The 21,969-nt window shown below is 70.4% G+C and carries 5 protein-coding genes and 1 pseudogene; 2 read left to right on the top strand and 4 right to left on the bottom strand.

The window, feature by feature from the left end; translation table 11 throughout:
• Positions 1 to 294: 294 nt before the first annotated feature.
• Positions 295 to 918, bottom strand: coding sequence for a hypothetical protein (locus ACZ7D7_RS30605; protein ID WP_359387079.1), 624 nt, complete (start codon positions 916 to 918; stop codon positions 295 to 297).
• Between the two features lie 233 nt (positions 919 to 1,151).
• Here ACZ7D7_RS30605 and ACZ7D7_RS30600 point away from each other — a divergent pair, with 233 nt between their 5' ends.
• On the top strand, positions 1,152 to 1,475 hold the full coding sequence (locus ACZ7D7_RS30600; protein WP_470828541.1) for a hypothetical protein: 324 nt from the start codon (positions 1,152 to 1,154) through the stop codon (positions 1,473 to 1,475).
• A 70-nt stretch (positions 1,476 to 1,545) separates the two neighbouring features.
• On the opposite strand, the pseudogene ACZ7D7_RS30595 reads toward ACZ7D7_RS30600, so the two are convergent.
• Positions 1,546 to 2,134: pseudogene (locus ACZ7D7_RS30595) on the bottom strand (transposase); the annotation flags it as partial.
• 702 nt (positions 2,135 to 2,836) lie between these two features.
• On the opposite strand from ACZ7D7_RS30595, the gene ACZ7D7_RS30590 reads away from it, so the two are divergent.
• On the top strand, positions 2,837 to 4,231 hold the full coding sequence (locus ACZ7D7_RS30590) for a hypothetical protein (protein WP_470828539.1): 1,395 nt from the start codon (positions 2,837 to 2,839) through the stop codon (positions 4,229 to 4,231).
• A 30-nt stretch (positions 4,232 to 4,261) separates the two neighbouring features.
• Here ACZ7D7_RS30590 and ACZ7D7_RS30585 read toward each other — a convergent pair whose 3' ends face one another.
• Entirely contained in the window at positions 4,262 to 21,373 is a 17,112-nt protein-coding gene (locus ACZ7D7_RS30585; RefSeq protein WP_470828537.1) for a UvrD-helicase domain-containing protein, read from the bottom strand.
• Positions 21,374 to 21,432: 59 nt separating this feature from the next.
• Complete coding sequence (locus ACZ7D7_RS30580; RefSeq protein ID WP_470828536.1) at positions 21,433 to 21,960, bottom strand: hypothetical protein; 528 nt, start codon at positions 21,958 to 21,960, stop codon at positions 21,433 to 21,435.
• Positions 21,961 to 21,969: the final 9 nt, after the last annotated feature.

Here is a 21,969-nt window from a genome sequence, read left to right as displayed (position 1 = left end):
TGACTGGCGGTCAACTACTTGCGCACTTCGAGTTGTCCGGGGCATGGTGGGCGGCCTATGGCCCTCATCTGGCCGATCTTGATTCAGGTTCGATGACTGGCCCTGTTTCTGCTAATCAAGGCCCTACAGGGCCCGCACCGCCCGACCGCGCCGCATCCTTTCCACACTCCCCGGCTGCCGGACGCAGTCCGCAGGCCGTGGAACGTGAAGAGGACACGCGGCGCGGCGACCGCAAGAGACCCCTGCCCCCGCAGCCGTCGGACGCGCAGCGCAGGACGAGCCCCGGACCAGGCATCACGGTGCGAGGAAGACGACCCCGCTGCGGTCTTCCTGCATCCGGGCCACCCGGACAGCAGTGCCGAAGGCGATGCCACGGAAGTACTCCGCCTTCACCTGTTCGACCGGAATGATGTCCTCCTCCGCCGCAGCACTCAAGTGCGCCTTGACGCCCTTCTCCCACACGACGGCCGACACACAGGGACGGGAGATCCACGCGTCGAAAAGGACCGCCTGGGCGATCTTGGCCTCGCCCTCATGCGCCATGATCCGCTTCCGAACCTGCGCTTTGTCCTCCTTCTTCGTCCGGCCGACCTTGACGTACGACAGCTTCGAGCACATGGAACGGAAGAACAGGACGTACAGCCGGTCACCGACGACGTCGAGCGAACCCCCCTTGTACTCCAGGTCCCTCCACGACTGGTGCCGTACCGCCGCGACGACCTCCGCGGGCGGCAGACGCCCGGTGTCGAAGTAGTCGCCCAGCAGTACCTTCGCCGTCATAGAGTCCAGGTACGGGTTCCTGTACTGCACGTTCAGCTTCGTCGTCGGCAACGCCTGCTGCTCCCACTGCGGCGCATCGGCGACGGATAGGTGCTCGTCGCCGAAGTACTGTTCGGTGTAGAGGTCCTCTTCTCGCATGTCCGAGATTGTGGTGCGGCAGCGCCGCCGGGAGAAGCGCACCTCGGCCAAGGGCCACCTGCCGGATACCCCCTCCCGGCAAAGGCGATGCCCCCTACAGTGCTCCCATGGCCTATGACGAAGAGACCGGGACCATCCGAGACGTGTTCGTGGTGGAACGCCCCGCTGGGACGAGCCTCTCGGATTCGAGCAGTCCCGGGGGGATCAGCGCCCTCCTGCGGGACGCCGCTAACGTGCTCGCTGGACACGCCGTGCTCTACCCGGCCGACGCCGAACTCGACGAGATCAGGGCTGAGGCGAGGGAAGAAGGCCGTCAGGAAGGCGTCGTGAACGGCGTGGTGATCGGTGTCGCCGCCACCGTCGCCGCCGCCGCGCTCGGTGCCGTCGCCGTGAAGGCCGCGCCGCACATCAAGAGCAAGCTCAACTGCCTCAGGTCCAAGCTGAACCGCAAGCCCGAGGACACCGCCGAGACGGGCCCCCTCCAGGCCGTGCCGGAACCGCCCGCCACGAAGGACGAGCAGCCCCCGCGCCGAGGTCGGCACCTGCACGTGGCGTGAGGCCCCCCGCGGACCACCTGCCGCATGTGCCCTCGCGAGGCAGAGGGGGTCCGTAGACTGTCGGACGTCACGACGGTTTCGGTGCACTAGCCGGGGAGCCGGTCTTCGCGTGCAGGTTCCTGAACCCTCTGCGAACGCGGGCGGGCGTGAGCTTGTTCGGCTCGGCCGGCTTCTCCCAAGGCCTGCGGAGGTCGGTGGCCAGCGGGCGAGCGAGCCGTAGTTGGGCATAGGCAGCGATCACGATCCAGGTCCACCAGTCGGCTGCTTCCGAGCTGCGAAGCCGGGGCTTGGTCCAGCCGAGGGTCTGCTTGAACAGGCGGAATGTGTACTCGATGTCGATGCGGCGAAGGAAGCACTGCCAGCACAAGCCGACCATCCGCCGCTCTCGGCAACGGCACCCCAACCAGAGCACGACGCAGCCGGGCCGCGTCGATCCGGCCCTGGTTGAGTCCGCCGTACAGCGCTCCGTGCCCACGGCGGTACTCGAGAGCGAGCGCGAGATCGACCAGCGTCCGCACCGGCCCGTCCGTGCACAGCAGCGCGTCGCACAACTCGAACAACGCGTCGCCCCGCGCAGTCAGGCACGCGTACAACTCTGACCGGAAGTGTGACACTTCCGCGAACGCATCCCGCAGGACGCCTTGATGCACCAAACTCACGCCCACGGCCTTCGCGCTGATCCACTTTGTGACGGAGAAAAGGATCATTCGAAGGCCGCCTACATGTCCACTGAAGTGCGAAAACGCTGATCAAGTTCGAGTCGCGTTCGACGCCGGTCGTTGAATGACAAGTGAAAGAGGTTGGCTGCCCCCTACGCTACGGCCCGTATAGGCGTCCAGCGCGACGGAGCGCACCGCGTCCGGCGGCTTGCTCGACCGGAACCGCAGGGCCCTGGGCAACCAGCCGGCGCACCCGCAGCTCGCTCCCGCCCAGCTCCGGTGTATCGATCCACCAGCCGCCGTCCTCGTCACACCACACCCGTATGGACATGGCAGTGTCAGCCGAATCGGCAGCCACTGGCTGCTCCCCGCCCGGTACGACCGGCACCACAGCGGCAACCCGCCGACCATTGCGCGTCAGGTAGGTCACCTCGCCCAAGTACGCGGCTCGGTTGGCGAGTTCACCCAACTTTGCCCGTGCAGCCTCAATGCCCTGTTCCTTGTAACCTGCGTCACCCATGCCGGGCACCCCACTCCCTGAAACCTTAAGGACCTCCAGGTTAATGTGGGCTTGCAGCTCCTTCCCGATAGCAACATCCCTTGTTCTCGGAGGACTTGATGAGTCATCCGCCATCTACCTGGCTCGTCGACCGGCCCGGCTCCGCCTGCAGGACGGCGCGGCACCGGCGCGTGGCGCAGCGAGTGGCTGCCTCAGTCCTGCTCGCTGCGGCTCTCGCCGCCGTCAGTGCTTGCGGTGGCTCCGACAGCGACGCGCAGCAGCCATCCCCCTCGCCGACCCGCCCCCAGGGCACGAGCACGACGTCGGTACGGCTGCCGGTTCCGGACGGGTTCGATGCCACCCGCGGCTGGAGCACGAAGGCCAGTCCCGAGACCCCGGACGTTCAGGCCGGGTCCAGTGGCTTCCCCCTGGTGGCCGTTGCGCCCCGCAGCAACCTGGTGGTGCAGGCCGCCGAAGACGCCTCCCGCGTGCAGGCGTACGACCTGACCACCGGCAAGGTCGCCTGGACCTTCACACCGGCCGCGCTGAGCAGCGCCCGCACCGGCGTCTTCGTCATGACCGTTGGAGGCCGCGAGCAGGTGCTGCTCGCACGGCAGGGCAAGACCAGCGGCGACGGGCTGAACCAGGCCGCCCCCACCGTCACGGTGGACATCATCCCGGCCGGCTCCCCCACCAAGGCGACCGCCGCCCACCATCTCGACCTGCCCGTCCCGTCTGACCAGGCCCTGTCCTTCGCCGCAAGCGACAGCGGCTTCCTGGTCGGCGCCGCGGACCACGGCACCTACAGCCAGGCCACCGTCATCGACCCGGCCACCGGTGCCAAGCGTTCCGTCACGGCCAAGGAGGTGACGGTACCGGGCTGTGGCGGGTCCACCTGCACGCTTAGTGCCACCCCGGCATTCGCGACCTCCGCCGGCGTGGTCTCCACGTACGAGCAGACCACCGGCTGTGATCAGTGGGGCAACGGCAGCGGCCAGCCGTGCACCACCGCGCCACGCGGCATGCACACCGGCATCCCCCTGGCCGTCACGGGCAAGTACCTCATCGCCGCCTGGCACACCAGCGACTCCCAGACCGACCAGCCCACCCTCAGCGCCGACTCGAAGACCACCTTCACCGTCCAGGACCTGGCCACCGGGAAGACGATCGACTCGGTCAGCTGCACCTCCGCCGATCGACTGACCTTGCAGCCCGGCTCTGCGCAGAGCTCCACCCGCACCTCCGCGAACGGCCGCTACCTGGTCTCCGGGCAGACCGTCTTCGACCTCAACTCCCGTACCGGCCGCTGCTACACCAGCTCGGCGAGCAGCAAGGGCATCGACTTCACCGCGGTCGGCGACGACGGCACCGCCTACGGCCTGATCCACACCGGCGACGGCAGTGACGCCTCCAGCCTGTACGGGCGACTGCCGATCGCCCCGGACGGCACGGACAGCACCGAGCAGGGTGCTCGCGTCGACCTCGCCGCGGGTAGCGCCAAGGCGCTGTCCGCGGCGGCCGAGGTCCCCATCTACCTGGCCGCCTCCAACGGCGTTTTCCGCACCGGCGAGGTCCTGGCGGTCTACGCCCGCCGCTGAACGGCGCCCGCCACCGGCCCCGAGTACTTCCTACCTACGCCCTGGAGTGCTCGGGGCATTGCGCTGCTGGCGGTGGATCTCCTGCTGCGCGTGCCGCTGCGTACGCTGCTCCTTCTCCTTTCTCGGGCCCTTCGCCGTCGCACCCTTCGGCGCTGGGCTTTGCGGCTGCGCCGACGGCCGCTGGGCTGCGGCGGTCGCCTTCATCGCCGCCTGCCACGCGCCCTGGATCACGTCCTCCGGCAGCGCCGCGCCCTTGGCTGCCGCGTGGACACGCAGCGCCGCGAGGAACGGCTCGGCCATGAGCGCCCCTTCCTGCTGCGGCGCCACCTGCGTCTGGGGCTTGTCGGCCAGCTTCTGCGCCGCCGCCTGGGACTTGTCGGCCAGCTCCAGCAGCATCTCGGCCTTGCGCCGTTCGGCAGGTGTGGTCGCCGCCGCGGCGGCGAGCCGCCCCCGGTCGCGCAGCCGCTCCGCCTGTGCGGCAAGGGCCTGCTGGGTCAGGGACCGCTGGTCCGGCGCCTGGCGCTGCCGCTGTTGCGGGGCCGCGGCCGTGGGCGCCGTGGCCGGAGCGTCGGGGACACGGCTGCGCTGCGGCAGCGGCGGCGCCGGGGCCTCCGTGGACTCCCGCTCCGCTGCGGGGGCCGCCGGCTGTTCCGACTGGTTCGAGGCCTCGGGAGCGGCAGCGGCCGGCTGCGCCGTCGCAGCGGGGCCGTCGGTGCTCGCGCGCAGCTGCCACCGGTCGCCGTCCTCGCCTCGCACGTAGGCGTAGCCCTGGCCGGCCAGCATGGCGGGCACCTCACTGCCCCGACCGCTCAGGTACAGCTCGACCGCCTGGTTGGCCCGCTGGCCTGCCTCGGCCCGGTCGGTTTGCCCCCGCACTACACGCTGGTTCTCCCGGAACAGCAGGCTGATCATGTCACCGCGGGACAGCTCTCCGTCCGGTACCGGCTCGCGGGGCAGCGCTGCGCGCACCTCGTCGAACCACCTGCTGCGGAACGGCTCGTGCTCGGGGTTCCAACGCGGCCCAGGTTCCTGTCCGGGAGCCTGAGCCGTGGCCTGCGGGGCCGGGCTGTCGGTGGCCTGTTCGCCGTCCACTGCGGTGCTCTGGGCGGCCGGTTCGGGGTCGTAGTAGGTGCCCAGCGGGGTGGTCTGCCCCTCGGGGAGGTAGCCGCGCAGGTGGGAGATGTGCTCCTCGGCCGCGTGGTGCAGCACGCGCAGCGCGTTCCAGCGCAGGCCGTCGCGGTTTCCGCCGCGCTCCAGCCGGTCCAGCAGCGTCCGGATGCCGTGAGAGATCATCTCGACGGTGCGCACCCATAGCGTCCGCCCGATGCCCAGCGTGGCGTTGTCGGCCGAGAGCCGATGGACGCCGAGCCAAGCCCGGTCCATCACCTCTCGCGCGGACTCGAAGGCGGCAGTGACGCGCCGCCACAGCGGGTGCTGCGCGAGGTCGCCGATCCGGTCGGCGACCGTGTGGTAGGCCTGCTTGATCGTCTCGAATCCGCGTTCCATCAACGCGCGCACCCGCCCGCCGGTCTCGCGGTCGGCGCCTTCCTCACCGGCGGGCCGGATGGTGATCCGCGAGGCGAGCCACTGCCAGGCCCCGCGCAGCTGGTCGGCCAGGTCGATGCGCTGGTCGGGCGGCAGCAGGCCGGTGAGCCGGTCGGCCCGGGTGGCCGCGGCACGGTGCAACCGCCACACCGCCCGCCAGGCGGCGGTGTCCCGCTGCCCACCACGGTCCAGCCGCCGGGCCAGCGCGAAGGCAGCGTGCGAGATCACCCGTGCCGTCCGGGCCTGGATCGTACGGTCCAGACCGTGGGTGCGCACATCGCGCACCAGCCCCTCGGCGTAGGTGCCCACCGCCTCACGGACCGCCGCCCGCAGGCCCTGCGCCGCGTCGCGAACATGCCGGATCGTCTCCCACTCGGGGGTGCCCCAGTAGTAGCCTGCCTGGTCCTGGGCCGCCCCCATGGCGGCGTCGAGCTCCGCCGCGTCGGCCGCGTCGACCGCCGAATTCTGCGTGCGCGGCAGAATCGGATCGGCGTCGATGCTCCGCAGGGCCCGGTCCAACTCCTCGCGCAGTACCTCGTACCGGGCGTTGAGCCTCCGTTCCTCCTCGTCACTCAAACGGCGTGTGGGGGCCGCGGGCGCCGACACGTTCAGCTCGACGCTCTGCCGCTCACCGGCGCCGCCGCTGCGGAGCACGGCCATGATGCTCTCGAAGTGCTGATCCAACTCGTCCGTGACCGAGGAGCGTGGCTCCTCCGTCGGTGCCTCCGGCTGCGCCACCGGCTCCTCCTCCATCGTGTCGCTGGCAGGCTGAGCGCCTGCGGCGGGCTCGTACGCATCGGCGGGCCGGACGGAGGGCTCCGTCTCCGCCTCCTCGGTGCCGTCGACCGCCGTGTCAAAGTCGGCCGGGTCCCTGTCGGTCTCCCGGCGCCGCACGCCGCCTTCGCCGTCCATCTCCCACTCGTCGCTGTCATGGACGACCCCGTCGGCCACCAGGTCGTCGCCGATCACGTCGCGCCACAAGGCGAAGTCGTCCGCGACGGCATCGACATCGGCTTCCGCGGCGAGGTCAGCGCCGTCGGCCGGCGCAGCCTCCTGCTCGGCCACCGAGGCGGACGAACCCTGCGGAGCCGCTTCCGCTGGCGCCGACTGGGCGGGTTGCTGGGCGGCAGTCGCCTCCAAACGCTCCGCTTGCTCTCGGGCCTGCGCGATCATGGCCTGCAGCAGCCGCCGGTCAGCGACCGAGGCGAACGCCCGGCGCGCGTCCATCGAGCGCCCGGCCAGCGTCGCGGCCGAGATCAGCTCCTGATAGCTGCGGGCGAGGGCTTGCGGATCGGTGTCGCCAAGCCCGGCCCGGGAGACAGCGCGCCACGCCTCCTCGATCTGCGCGGCCTCGTTCGCGGCGGCGACGCCGGTCTCTTCCCGCAGCTCCCGGGCCTCCGCCAGCATCGACCGGCCGGTGTCGCAGGCCGCCCATGCCTCGTAGGCCTGCCGCAGCTGGGTGAACTCCCGCAGGAAGGCGTCCCGGTCCGCGTACAGCTGCGCTGCCGCGCCGTCGTCCGGTCTCGCAGGGGCGGCACCCGACACGGCAGTGTCCGTGCTGTCCGTGGGTGGCCCGGACGGCTGCCTGGTCTCCGCCTGCTCCGCACCGCGCTCGTCTGCCGCTCCAGCGCCCGCTTCCGTCTGTGACTCCGCAGCCGCGACCTCCTCGGCACTCTCCTGTACAGCAGTGGGCTCCGCCTCGACCGCAGCGACCGGCTCTTGCGGCGCCGCGGAAACCCCCTCGGCGAGAGCGCCCACCGCCACGTGCGGACGGCCCTCGGCGCCGGCGTCGAGCGGCACGTCGATGAGGTTGCCCAGCGACTGCGGCAGCATCAGCGGCTGCACCTGGACGTCGAGGCTGGTCCACTGCGGCAGTGACCACACATACGGGCGCCGCTCGCCGCCTCCCAGCAGCAGCTCGCCGGCGATGGAGATCCACCCCTCCTCGACGGTGGCGGGGCCGTCCGCCACGAACAGCAGCCTTTGCGGCGAGACCTGCCAGAAGGCGTCTCCCGTCCGTACCTCGCCAAGCGGCTTGGCGCTGGTGTGGCGCTCCGGCAGCACGGCCGACAGGCGCCGGATTCGCTCCAAGGACGCCTCCTCGGCTGCCCGCTCGCTCGCGCTGCCTGGGTCCACCAAGTCATCCAGGCTGATCAGCCCGTCGTCCGGCTCCTGCGCCGACATCCGGTTCCGCGCGATCAGGTCCTCGGCCGTGCCCTCCTCCTGGGCCCGCAGCGACTCGCTGATCAGCGTGTCCTTCAACGACCCGAGCAGGTCCCGCACTTCCTGGCGTGCGGCCTGGAAGCGGTCGTGCTCACCGATGACGGTGAAACCGTCCTCCGTGCGCTGCAGCGCGTTGCCCGTACGCCAGGTCTCGACGATCAGCTCCCGGCGCACCGGGGTCAGGGCCGGCTGCAGCCAGGTGACCGCGCGGGACCACGGGATCTTGCCCGCGCGGACGAGCGTGCCATCCACGGAGACCGCGATCTCCAGCCCCGACCGGGAGGAGTAGGCACTCGCCGTCTCCTGGCCCTGCTCGTTCCCCGGCCCGACGGGCATCCGGAAGAACCCGTCGTACAGCTGCGGGTACCGCTTCTGGCCGCTGTCGAGATCGAAGATGAGCTGGCCGAAGTCGTGATCGGAGATCCGGCTGAGCGCGGCTGCGATGTCACGGTCGGTCAGCGGCTCGGGCGCGGCCTCCTCGCCGCCCTCGGCGGTCTCCCTCTCGGCGGGCGGCGCGTCCTGCTCCGGCTGAGCAGACTGGGCCGCCGCGGACGGCTGCTGGCGCTCGGCGATCGCTCGGCGCAGCTCGGCGTACTCCTCCACCACCTGCGCGTCCCAGCCCAATTCCGCCATGACCTCACGGGCCGCGTCCAGCTGCACCTTGACTGGCGTCAGCGCCGCGTCCAAGTGCGGGAACAGCTCGTCGTCCACCGCACTGAACCCTGCCAGGCCCACAATCTGGTCCAGTGCATCGCGCACAGCGGCCGGCTTGAGCTTGCGACTGCGCGCCGTGCGCTCGGCCTCGTCAATCGTGTGCAGGACCAGCGCCAGCGCCTCGCGGACGAACGGATTGGTCAGCTCGGGCAGCCGGTTGTCGGCGGTGAGCTGCTCCTCCAGCGTGGCCAGCATTTGCGGGTCGCCCGCGTTCGGGGTGATCAGCGCCTTGTAGTGCTCGGCTGCGCGGTCGGCGATTTGTCCGATCCGCTGCCGCAGATCACCGGCAACCTCTTCCACCAGGGCGCGGGTGGCGGCGTCGTCCTCGCCGAAGCCGTTCAGGGTGTGCTGGAGGTTGAGCAGGAACTGGTCGAAGGGGTGATCCTGCTCCCACACGATCCTTGCGCGGCTGGAACCCAGGGCCTCGCTGATCTCGCGGGCGAGGTTGGGGATGGTGCTGGTCTGCCCGCGGCGTGTACCGGCCTGGGCGCGGCGGCGGATCTTGTCGTGGTCCCACGGCAGGGGAGCCGGCCGCCCGGCGGCGGCAACCTCGCCCGCCGCCTCCGCCGGTGCGCCCCCGGTCGCCTCGGCGTCGGCCGTCTTGGCCGCAGAGGCCGGGGCGCTGCCGTCCGCGAACAGCGACGGCTGCTCGTCTGCGGTCTGCGCAGCCGCCTCGGGTACCGCCGATACCCTCTCAGGTATCTCGGGTTCCACTGACTGGGACTGCGGCCCGATGTGACCGAGGATGATGCGGTCGCCGAGCCCGTCGAGCAGGAGCTGCCGATCCTCGGCGTCCGGGCCCTGCTGCTCCGGGGCGGCGTCCGGGACCGATTCCTGCGCGGCGACCTGTGCCGGCTCTTCGCGCTGAGTCTCCTCGGACAGCTCCAGGCGGCCCAGCTGCTCGTAGGCGGCCGGGACCGCCAGGCGCAGCACCTCTTCACGGCGGGTGGTGGAACCCAGGTAGGACCAGATCAGGTGCTCGGAGCCGCCGTCGGTGACCAGGTCGTCGGCGACCCGCGCGAAGACCAGGGCGAAGTTGTCCTGGTCGTTGACGTGCGCGGCGCGCACCAGCCGCTCCTGCTCGGTGGCGGTCTCCACCAGCCACGCCGCGATGTCCTCCGTTGCCGGGGCCATGGCCTCGCGCAGCGCGTCGCGCACCGCCGCGGTCAGCCCTCCGCGCGCCTGCTGCGCGTCCCAGCAGGGCGCGAGCGCGCTGCCGGGCAGATGCGCCGACAGCCAGCTGGCGACCTCCTCTTCGGACACCAGCGACTCCCTGGCCGAGGATGTGCGGACCAGCGCGGGCACCTGCGCCGTCACGGGCAGGGACACCCCCGGCAGATCCGCTACGCCCAGATCGGGCACGGGCCGTTCGTGGCGCGAGCCGTCAGTCTCGACGGCAACCGCCAGCTGGCCCTTCCCGTCGGTCGACAGGCTGACCGTGACCAGCGGACCTCGCACCGGTTCCGGCGCCGCGCCAGCGTCGGCCAGCGCCTGCTCCTGCCGTTCCGCCGCCTCGGTGGCGGGTTGTTCGGACGTGGTCCGCTCTGGCGCGGCCGTGACTGTCTGCTGTGCGGCGGCGGGCTGAGGCAGTCCCTCACCGAGAGTGTGCACCCAGCCCAGCGAGCCGATCTCCAGGCGCTCCTTGGCCCGGGTCACCGTCACGTAGGCCAACCGCAGCTCTTCGGCCGCGGGCAGGACCAGCTCCCCGTTCTCGTCCTCCGACGGCTGCGGGAAGTCCGGGCCGATGCGCACCCGGTCCCATTCCCTCCCTTTGGCCTTGTGGGCGGTGGAGACCACCAACTCCGGGCGGGTCTCCTCGTCCTTGGCGTCTTCCGGCACCAGGTCCCCGATCATGCCCAGCAGGCCTTCTGGGCTGTAGCGATCGACGAGCCGGACGAACATCTGCAGGGACTTGTCGTCCTCGCTCTCGGCGTACTCGCGGACTTCATTCCAGCTATCGAACGCCTGGAGTTCGGGGTGCTTGGTGCGACGCCCACGCTGAAGGTCACGCGCCGCCTTCGCGATCTCTTCGATGTCTCGGCCACCGCCGACCAGCGCCACTCGCTTGCCCGCCTCGAAGCCGGCGAACACCGCGGCGATCGCGCCGACATTGGTGCGGGTGAGCACGGCGTCCGGCTCCTCGATCGGACCGAGGGTGGTGTCCAGCGCGGGGTTGCCCTCCAAAACCAAGTCCGAACCCAGCAACTGCAGGTACGCCTTGCCGACGGCCGCGACCTGCGGGCCGAACCGCCAGCTCTGGGTGAGCGGCAGGACCTCGTCGGCCGGCCAGTCCTTGAGCGCGTCGATGGCGCCGCGGAACTCGTAGATGCTCTGGTTGCTGTCCCCGACCACGATCGTCTGGGTGTCCTGATCCTGGATGACTTTCTTCAGGACCGGGTTGATGTCCTGCGCCTCGTCGAACAGGATCACGTCGTAGTTCAGCCGCGGGTTGGTCAGCGCCCACAGCTTAAGGTAGTCGTCGTGGCTGAAGTACAGCTTGTTGCTGTTCGGGTCGGCGATGTCCGCCCACGCGCGGCGGGCGACCTCCAGCAGTCCGGCAGCGGCCGGGCTGGCCGCCCAGCTCTGCCCGAGGTGCTGCGTCCCCAGCTCGGCGTCGGCGCTCTCGCGGAACCGGCGGATGGCCGACATCAAGATTCGTGCCACGTCCTCCGGCTCGATGCCGCCGCCCTTGTACTTCAGCGGCTCGCTCAATCCCAGGGCTTGGGCGACGTCCTTCGGGCGACGCGCGCCGCCGTTGCGCCCGGCCTTGGCGATCTTGTCGCGCAGCGGGGTGTTCCTCAACGCGGCTCGTGCGAACGCGTGGGAGGTGTCCGCCGTGACGTTGCGTGGGAACTTCCGCTTCGCCTCGTCAGCAATGCTGCGGTTGAACGCGACGTAGACGATGCGCTTGTCGGGCATCCGCCGGGTGACCATCTGCAGCGTGGAGGTCTTGCCGGTTCCGGCGAGCGCCTGGACAGCGATGTCCCGCCCGGCGAGGGCTGCATCGATGATCCTCTGCTGCTGCTCGGTGGGCGGATACTCCGTCACCGGGGTCGCCGGCGCGGATACCGCCCGCTCGTCCATGGTCCGCAGGTAGGCGCGAATCTCCTCCACAACACGGTCGCGGTCGGCCGCCCGGCCCTGGTAGCGCCAGCGCCCCTCCCGGAAGGCAAAGCGGCGGCCCTTCTTCAGAAGATCGCGCAGCTCTGCTTCCTGCTCCCAGTACCCGGCGGCGCCGGTGCCAGTGACGAAGGTCCCTCCGCCGTCAGTGACGATCTTTATGCGGCTGGACCACGGGCCTGTTGTCGCTTCCGGCTCCGTGACCGTCACGCTCTCCTCCTGCTTCGGCTCCTCAGTGACTGGGGCCTCCTCGGCCGGCTCCTGCTGGTGCTCCTGGGGCGCCGCGGGTTCCTGGGCCTGTGGGGCCTGATCAGCGCTCTGCTGCTCGGCGGCGAGTTCCGGCGCGGGCGGGGCCAGGCCGAACGCCCGAGTGGCATCGGCCGCGGTCTCCTCGGGCGTCGCGTGGTCGAGTAGCAGCGGCAGCGCGAGACGGGCCTGGTGCGCGGGCAGCGTCGCCAACTGCTCCACCTGCGCCCAGGGGATCGGCGCGGACAGCGGCAGCACGCGGGCGTCGGCCACGGCCAGCAGATCGGCGGGCAGGAAGCGCCCGTTCAAGCTGGTGGAGAGCAGGTTGTTGTGGGGGACAATCTGGGCGCCGCGCATGATCGGGTCGCTGCCGTCGGCCGCGTCCACCTCCAGTGACTGCAGCAGCAACAGCACGTCACGGACCTGCCCGTCCGGGAGATTCAGCGTGGTCACGACGGCCAGCCGCGCGTCCTCGGTCGGGAGCGGGTTGGCATGGTGGGGCAGCGCCTCCAGATGCTGTTGCGTCAGCCGAATCCCGGGGACGGCACCGTCAGCTTCCGGCGTGCTCGGCGCAGCATCCATCTCCTCTTCCGGCTCCGGCTGCTCGGCCGAGAGTTCCGCCGACTGGGTCTGCTGCTCGGGGGCTGTCTGCAGCGCCTCGCCCTGCGAGGCCGGTGCCGCATCGTTTTCGACGCCCGGGCCGGGGGTGGCGAACAGACGCTCCCAAAGTCCTTCTTGCTGGGCCGTCGCGGTGATGCGGGAGGCCAGCAGGGTGGCGTATTGCGTCATCGTGCGGAAGTGACGCAAAGCCACCGGAGCGCGGTACCGCTCTTCTTGGAGGTTATGGGCGAGCGTCTGCGCCGCACGGGCCAGCTCCGTGCAGCGGCGGACGACGTCGTCGGCGGGGTGGGCGAAGGGGTCGCGGCTGCTGCCGACCGGGCCCTGCCGCAGGTCCTCCAGCGCCCGGTGCACCGCCTCGCCGTCCGGGCGGGCGCCGACCCCGCGCGTGATCAGCCGCTTGCCCGCCGGGGTGTCCTGCATCCGCCAGTAGCCGGCGAACATTTCCTCAAAGTCCGCCGTGGCCTCGTCCTTACTGGTGTAAGGCTCCCCCGCCGGAATGACGGTCGGCGGGCCGGCCTGCTCGGGCGGCTCCTCCGCCATTCGGTACGTCCGGCCCAGGCGGACGAGCTCGTCGACCAGCTTGCGGACATGGACGTCCCGCGTGGTCTGCACCATGCGCCTCGGCAGGTACCAGAAACCCTGGTTACGGGAGAAACGGAAGCCGTGCCGGTCAAGGGCGGCGCGCACCGGAGCATCGCGCTCCTGGTTCGTGGTGCCGCGCACCACCGTGCCGCGGTAGTGGTGCTCGATCTCCAGCGCACTGGCCTCGACTCCGGTCTTGGAGCCGGTGGCTGGCTCCGGCGTTGCCTGCGGGCCTGTCTCGGTCCGCAACTGCTCCTGCCGCCGTGCCAGGGCGGTGCGCACCTCGACCGCTGCCTGCGGGTCGTCGGCACTGGCGCGGCAGGCGGCGGCATGCTCGTAGCTGGCCCGCACCAGCCGGGTCAGCGCCTTGCCGTCGTCCGGGCTGCGGTAGGCGCCTTCCTGCAGGCTGAGCACCAGTGCGTAGGTAGCGTGCGCGAGCTTCGTCGTGCGGCGGGTGACCTCCTCAAGGGTGCCGTCGTCGATCGTGGCCCACTCGGCGGCGTACAGCGCCTGCCGGATCTCCTCCAGGGCCGTACGCGCACTGCCCAGCGCGGCGTCCGCTGCCCGTCCGGTCCGCTCGGCGAGGTCGCGGGCGGTGGCCGTCTCCAGCCACGCCTCCCACGCCGTGGTGATCCGCTCCACACCGTCGGCGAAGGAGCGGTCCGGGCCGTACGCGGGGGAGTCGGCCGCAGCCAACTGGTGGGCGGCGAGAGCCTGGTGGTGCCGGTAGGCGCGCTGGGCCAGGTCGCGCAGCACGGTGCGGCTGACGGAGTTGTCCGCCTCCTCGGCCGCGTCCAGCGCGTAGGAGACGATCTGCATCCAGTCGGTCAGCGCCGTGCCGATCGCGGTGTCGGGGGCCTGGCGGATGTTCCACATCGCGCCGCGCAGCTGGGCGCTGGCCTCCCCGCCCTTGCCGGTGTAGACCTCGGGCCAGCGGTCGTAGGTCTCGAACAGCAGCTGCCGGGCGAAGGTGAGATGGTCGCTGCCGGAGTACGGGGTGGGCCGCTCCTTGAGCGGGTCGTTGCGCACCAGGACCGCCCAGGCGTCGGTGTCCAGCGCGGAGGCGTCCAGGAGCATGTCGAACAGGTCGCGGCCGGTGGCGTGCATCCGACCCAGGTGCCGCTCGGTGCGCTGGGCGAGCCGGGCAGCGTGCTCGGCGACCTGGCCGCCGGTCTCGTCGGCGAGCCGCAAGGCGGCGGTGGCCAGCCGGTCGTAGCGAGCGAAGACGTCCGTCGGCGACAGCTGCTCGCCGCGCTCGACATCCGCGCTGGCCTCGGCGAACTCGCCCAGCACCGGTGCGGCGGCATCGCCGGGCCCGGCGACGTCCAGTGCGTCACGCAGCTGCCTGATCGACTCGCCGACCCGTTCCCGGCCGGCCACCAGCTCTCCCCCGTCGGTGTAGCGGTCGAGCAGTACCGCCAGCCGGTGGGCCTGCGCCAGGGCCGAGCCGGGCACTTCCTCCACCACCGAAGCCGATTCCGACTCGGGCTCGGGCTCGGGTTCGCTCGCCTGGTCCGCTTCACCCGCCGCGGCCTGGTCCTCTGCCGCGGCCATCTCGGTGTCCTCGGCAGCGCTCTGCACGCCCGGCGCCATGGTGTCGGGCCCGGGGCCGGCAGGCGTGCCAGCGGGGGACGTGCTTCTGGTGATCTCGAAGCGGACGCCGTCGGGCCCTGACAGCGCGATGCCGTCGGGGTCCTCCTCCAGGATCAGCCCGTCGGCGATGAGCTGCGCGATACCAGCCGCGAGGTCGACGCCGTTGACCGCCGTGGTGCGCGCGCCCTCGGGGCCGGTGACGGTGTAGTGGTCGAAGATGGACAGGCCGGGGATGAGCTCCATCGCCTCGTCATCCGCGACGGTGATCGGCTCGTCGGTGTCCCACCACTGCTGGAAGGCCGTGCTCTCGCGGTCCTCCACGGTCGCGCGGTAGCGGGCGGCGTGGTCGCGCAGCGCGTAGGCCATCTCCCAGGTGCGCCTGACGACCTCCGGGCCGCGCTGGTCCCGGTCCCACTGCTCGGCGACCTTGTGAGCCAGGTCGGCCGCGGCCTGGAGCACCTGCCAGTCGGCCACCTGCTCCAGCCCCAGCAACCGGCCACGACGGGCGTCCTGCGACTGTGCGAGCATCAGCTGCGCAGACGCCGCCAGGCTGGCCTCGGCGTCGGTGCCATCGGCCAGGCGGGTACCGAGCTCCTGCTCCCACGCCCGGTAGCCCTCCAACGCGGCATGCTCGGCGGCCCAGTACTCGGTCCGGTGGGCGTAGGGTTCCCCCGTGGCCTGCTGCCCGGCCCGCTCTCCCGAGGCCTGCGCCGCCGGAGCGCTGATGGCAGTGCGATCTGGCGCCGGGGTGTCGTCCTCGTACAGGTCCTGGCCGGTGACCTGGTTCTCGATCTCGGCATCGAGGCGAGCCTGTTCGGCGCGGGCACGGTGGAGCTTGTCGAGCTTGGTGAACGGCTGGTCGACCAGCTTCTGAGCGCGGTCGATCTCCTGCTTCAGCTCCTGCACGGCGCCCAGCAGCCTGGTGTGGATGTCACCGAGCCGCTCGCACAGGTTCTCCAAGCGGGCCACCAGGCCGAGCGGCGGCTTGGTGTCACTGACGAGCCCGCCGACGTCGTCGATGGTGTAGGTGGCCTGGGGGATGTCCTGTAGACCCCGGATGCGGAACTCGATGTAGTCGTGAACGGAATTGATGCGGGCCTCGAACTGCTGGCCGCCCACGGTGGCCACGTTCTCCCAGCGGCTGACCGGCCCATGCATCATGCGCTGGATCAGCGCGATCTGGGTCCGCAGTGCGGTTGCCGCCTCGCCACGCTTGGCGACGACCGTGCCGTTGGGCAGCTCCATGCGGAAGGCGTCGCCCTTGGTGTCGGTGCGCACCGACAGGGCTCGCGCCACCAGGTCGGCCCGCTCCTGGGCCTTGGCCAGGGTTTCGTCGGCGGTGTCGACCACGTTGCGCAGGTGCTTGTGCGTGCGCTGCCAGCTCTTGTAGGCCGCCTCCAGTTGGCGGACCTCCTCGTCGGCCTGCAGCTTCTTCAGCAGCAGCGGGTTGCCGGTCGCGATGGCCTTGATCTCGCCGTATTCGAGGTAGTCCTTGCCCAGGTCGCCGTCGAGCGCCTGGTCCTGCTCGTCCAGTTCACGGCCGGTGCGGACCTGGTCGATGAAGCGTGCCTTGCGCTCGACCGTCTGCCACATGAACGCGTCGAAGGAGCCGGCCTTGGTCCACCGGTAGATCTGGACGGGGACGCCCTGGGTGAAGTGCTGGTTGAACTGCCGGATGATGCGACCCTCGCGCTGGGTGACGTCGGAGGGCCGCCAGGGGCAGTCCAGGTGGTGCAGCGCGATCGCCCGGTCCTGGACGTTGACGCCGACGCCCATGGTGTCGGTGGAGCCGATCAGCACGGCGACCTTGCCGGCGCGGGCGTCGGCGAACAGCTTCTCCTTCTCCTCGGCGGTCTGCGCGTCCTGGGCGTAGCGGATCTTGTCCTCGGGGATGCCGCGCTTGACCAGCTCGTCGCGCAGGTAGTCGTAGGCGATGAACCGGCCCTGCTTCTTGGCCTCCTCCGAGGCGGTACCGCGGTCGGCGAACACCAGCTGGAGGGCGCCGGTCAGCTCGCTGGGGTTGCCCTCGCGGTCGGTGTAACGGTGGTCCTTGTACTGCTGCCAGATCTGGGTGATCTTGTCGGCGGCGGCATCCAGCTTGCCGGGACCGTCGGGGGTCATGCCGACCATCCGCAAGTCCATGGCGGCCAGCCGGCCGTCGTTGCTGATCTTCAGCAGGTTGTCCACGGAGGCGTCGACCTCGCGGGCGCGCACGGCCTCCGCGCGGTCGGCGATCTCCGCCATGTACTCGCGGTCGGCGTCGGTGGCGGGGACAACGATGGTCTCGCTGGTGTAGTCCGGGACCGGCAGATTCAGATCATGCTTGGTCTTGACGTCCGCCATGGACTTCCACAGCTGGCTGAACGACTTGGCGTTGCGGAAGCCACCGATCCGCTCCTTGATCCGCGGGATCCCCTCCGGGGAGATCTCCGGGGCCATGGTCTCCGCGAGGTATTGCGCCTGGAAGGAGGAGAACGCGGATATCTCGGCGGCTTGCAGAAGGTCCGGGCGGAAGTAGTCGAGCATGACGTACGCCTGGGGCATGGCGTTGGGGAACGGGGTCCCGGTGGCGCCGAGGCCGACCTTGCGGCCGTACGCCTTGAACATCGAGCGCAGCTTGACCTTCAGGTCCTTGGCCTGTGCGGAGACCGGCAGCGACAGCTCGGAATTGTTCGCGCCGACCTCGCCGTTGGCGAAGTCCTGGACCTCGTCCACGGCGATGAAGTCGATGCCTGTCTGCTCCCACGAGATGCCCGTCGTGGTCTGCTTGACCAGGTTCTTCTCGGCACGCTGCGTGTGGCGCTTCAGGTCGCCCTGCAGCTTCTTGATGGTGTCCTTCGAGACGGGCCGGCCCTCGCTCACGGCGGTCGCCGCGTCCAGTGCATCGGCGATCAGCGGGTCGCCACCGGGGTTGAGGGCCGGGTCCAGCGCCTGGTCGCTGCCGGTGAGCGCCTTGTGGATGCGGGCCCGGTACTCGGCCGTCTGGTCGGCGATGAACTGGGCCTGTCCGCGCCCGGACATCGGGATCCGCTTGAAGAGGGACTGGGGCAGGATGACAGCGTCCCAGTCACCGTTGGCAATCTGCGCGACGTACGCCGCGGCGGATTCCCTGGTGAACTCGCTGCTGTCGATTGCCAGCACACGTGCCTGCGGATAGGCCTTCAGGAAGTCGTTGCGGAAGTCGTTGACCGTGGAGTTCTTCACCACGATCGAGGGCTTGTTCACCATGCCCAGGCGCTTCATCTCCATGAGCGTCATGGCGATGGTGTAGGTCTTACCCGCGCCGACCTCGTAGTCGAAGAAGGTGCCGTACGGCTCGGACAGCGCGCGGGCGACGCCGGCGCGCTGGTGCGGCAGCGGGGTGATCGTCTCGGACAGACCAGGGAACGTCAGGTGCGAGCCGTCGCCCTGGTAAGGGACGTAGGAGTTGTAGAGCCGGTTGTAGGTGTCCAGGACGTCCTTGGTGCGCTCGGGGTCCTGCCACAGCCAGTCGGCGAACAGCCGGTTCAGTTCGTCGGCCTTGGCGATCGCCTGCTCGGTCTGGTCCGCGGCCCACCGCTTGGCGTCCCGGATGTCCTCCGCAGTGGCGTTCTCGTCCGGCTTGGGCGGCTTGACCACAAGGGTGGCCCGGCGCAGCATGCGGGAGAACAGCTCGACGGCGTCCCGGCGCACGGTGCCGTAGACCTTGGTGGCCGCGCGGGATTTGCGCACTGCCGTCGGAGCGTCGACCTCCCAGTCCGCCCCGGAGGTGCGCGTCACGGTGACGGCCTTGGTCTGCAGCAGCTGCTGGATGAACTGCTCGTAGTACTTCGGGGCGACCCAAGTCGCGCCGATCTCGACGTTCTCGATGTCCCCAGGCTGCGCGTCGGGAGGCAGCACGCGGCGCAGCGCGGCGACGTTGGCCTGCAGCGGGTGCTGTGCCCGGGACTCCTCCGGGACCATCCGCAGGATCTTCTCGGCCTGCTCGATCTTCTCGCGGACGTTCCCGCTCAAGTACTCGGCGGCGGGCACCAACCGCTGGGTGCCCGGCTCGTCGAACACCAGCTCACCGAGGGCGTCCCGGGCCTGGTCCAGGGACTCCATGCCGAGCAGGCGGGCGATCTCACCGAGCCTCACCTCGCCGTAGGTGTTCAGGCTGATGGCCAGCGCATCCTGCGGAGTCTCGGCGCTGCTCTGCTCGGCCTGCGGCTTGGTCACCGCCCGGGTGAAGATCGCCGACTTCTTGGCGGTGCGCGACTCCTTGTCGTAGACCTCCAGCGCGTACACGCCGGCGGCGTACGGGTCGGTGCGGAAGGCGCCGTGCGCACTGCGGCGGTCGCGGCGCGCCTCCCGGTCGTTGAGGAACCCGTACTGAGCGACGTAGGCGTCGTAGTGGGCGTTGAGCTGTTTGCGCAGGGAGGTGGCCTGATCGTCCTGCCCGGTGGGCTCCGCGCTGAGCAGGTCGACGTAGGTGTCGCGCAGGCGAAGCAGCGCACGCAGCTCCTCCACCGCGTTCTTGAACAACGGGCGGTCGGCCAGCTCACCGCCGACGACTTGAAGGAACGTTCCGTCGCCCTGGTCGATGAGGGTGCCCTCGAACCGCTGGAGCTCCTCGCCGAACATCTCCTGCGCCTGACGCATCCGCTCGGCGCGTTGCTCGACCGCCATCCGCTGCGCGGCATCCGGGGAGGCGCTCATCGTCAGGCCCGACTCCCGGGCCTGACGGGTGATCGAGGCAAGTGCCTCGGTCAGCGCCTTCGTGAGGTCGGTGCCCTCCTTCGGGCGGACGGTCAGGTCTTCGCGGCCGTACTGGGTGCTGGTCAGCCCGATCGTGCCCAGCACCATTTCGGGGTGCTGGGCGAAGTAAGTGTTGACCAGGACGCTGCGCTCCGCGCCGACCTGCACCGGCGACAGGCCCACCCACTCCGGCGGAGTCTCCGGAACCTTGCCGTCACGACGGCGCAGGATGAGCACGTCGGTGACGACGGCCGTGCCCGCGGCCCTTTGGTGCGCGCTGGCCGGGAGCCGCACCGCACCGACCAGGTCCGCCCGGTCGGCGATCTCCAGCCGGGCGGTCTTGCCCATGGAGTCCAGCGTGTAACGGCTGGTGATCACGGTGACCAGGCCGCCGGGCCGCGTCAGTTCGAGCGATTTGACGATGGCGTAGTTGTGCAGGGCCAGCCGCAGCGGGTTGTGGACGGGATCGGTCGGTGCGATCTCGTCGAAGGGGACGTTGCCGATGACGGCATCGAAATAGCTCTCGGGCAGGCGGGTGTCCTTGAAGTCCTGCGCGCGGATCTCCGCGTCCGGGTACAGGGCCGCGGCTATCTCGGCGGTGATCGGGTCCAGCTCGACTCCGGTCATCGCCGCCTGGGGCGGGGCGAGGGCGAGGAAGTTGCCGCTGCCGCAACCCGGTTCCAGCACCCGGCCCTCGGAAAAACCCAGGTTCTTGAGCGCTTGCCAGATCGGCTGTACCAGGGCGGCGTCGGTGAAGTGCGCGTTGCGGACGGTCGCCTCGGCCGCGTGCCATTCTTCCTCCGTCAACAGCGACCGCAGCTCCGCGCGCACCCCGGCGAACTCCGGCTTGCGGGGGTCGAAGACCTGCCAGGCCGCTCCCCATGAGCTCCAGCGAGCCAACACGGCCTGCTCGGCCTCGGTCGCGGGCCGCTTTTCCTCCCGCAGGGTGTGCAGAACTCGGATCGCGGCGATGTTTGCCCGGATCCGCGCCAGCGGGCCGGACGGCGCGAGGTCGTCCTGGCTCCGCGGCCTGAACCGCAGCCGCTGCACCTCCGTCGGCGGAGAAGCGACGGCGCGCCGCAGAGCGACCTTCGTGACATCGACGGCATACGGCTCGTCGTCGCCGTCAACGTCCTGCACCAGCAGGCGCCCATCGGTACTGCTGACGACCACCGCCTCGGTCAGGCGTTCCGGATCGGTGTCGACGTCGCCGTCCTGTGGAGGCCCGCTGGTGACTGCCGGCTGGTAGTCGGGGAGGGTGAACGCGGCCGAGGCGGCCTCCCAGTCCCGGTGGGCGATAACGTCTCCCGCCTGGAACTGCTCGACGTGTTGGGGCGCTTCCTCCCAGGTCGCCTTTTCCTCCAGAGGCTCCCCCGCCCCGCGCGGGGGCGTCCTGTCCCCTTCCTCGGTGGGCGGCGGCCCGCTGACGATCTCGGTGACGATGGCCTGCTCTGCCGAGTGCAGCGCGGCTTCATCGTCCGTGTCCTCGGACAGGCTCCCTTCCTCCAGCGCCTGCCAAAGCCGGTCGAAGAGGCTTTCGGCCCACTGCCGGTGCACCAGTACCTGTGGGGAGGCCACCTCGTGCACCGAGCCGTCCTCTGCCACGCGGACCAACAGGTAGTTGCCGCGCTCGGTATAGGCGGCCTCGGGGCCATCCGAGCCGATGGCATAGAGCCGGTACTGCCACGGCTTGTTCTCCGGGCTGGTCGAGGCGCAGAAGACGATGGCCTCAGACGCAGCCTGAGCGTCCAGGTCAGAGAGCTGTCGAGGAGTCTGGTACATCGCGATCCTCCACCACGTCGCGGCACGGTCGATCTGTTCCGGGGGGTGGATTAGGGGCGCTACACGTTGCGCCCCCGGGATCGCAGGTCCTCCACCGAAGTACCGAACAGGCGCAGGAAGGACGGGGTCATGTAGTCGAGTACCTGCCGCAACTGCTCGTCGGTGAGGTCATCCAAGGTGGTCGTGCCGTCGATCAGAGCGTCGGCAGTGGAACTCACCCATTCGGTGTGCTCCTGGGTTCGCCGCATACGCTCGGCGAACTGCTCGTCGCTTTCCAGCAGCCCGTCGTCCGCGTCGGCCTCAGCGGCTGCCTCGCGCTCGGGCGGCAGCCGCACGAACTCGCTCATCACCTCGTACTCGGCTCGCGCCTTGAGCATGCCAAGCCGTCCGACGCGCTGCTCGTGCGTCTCGTCCGCCGGCGGCCAGTCGTTGGCCACCAGCTGGTCCCACAGGTCGCCAACCTGCTGCTCGACCTGCTCGCCCAGGTTGGTGAAGAAGGCCACGGGGTCGGGGATGGCGGCGTAGCGCTTGGGCAGCCACCGCCGCCAGTACGCCCGAGCCTCCACGCCGTACCGGTTCATTGCCATCGCGATCTC

Source organism: Streptomyces sp. NPDC037054 (assembly GCF_055606745.1).
This window is presented reverse-complemented; position numbering and strand designations above follow the sequence as displayed.

Bases quoted from the DNA above. Each gene is read 5' to 3' on its own strand.
- ACZ7D7_RS30580 (WP_470828536.1), bottom strand. From the start codon at position 21,960: ATGGCAATGAACCGGTACGGCGTGGAGGCTCGGGCGTACTGGCGGCGG.
- ACZ7D7_RS30605 (WP_359387079.1), bottom strand. From the start codon at position 918: ATGCGAGAAGAGGACCTCTACACCGAACAGTACTTCGGCGACGAGCAC.
- ACZ7D7_RS30585 (WP_470828537.1), bottom strand. From the start codon at position 21,373: ATGTACCAGACTCCTCGACAGCTCTCTGACCTGGACGCTCAGGCTGCG.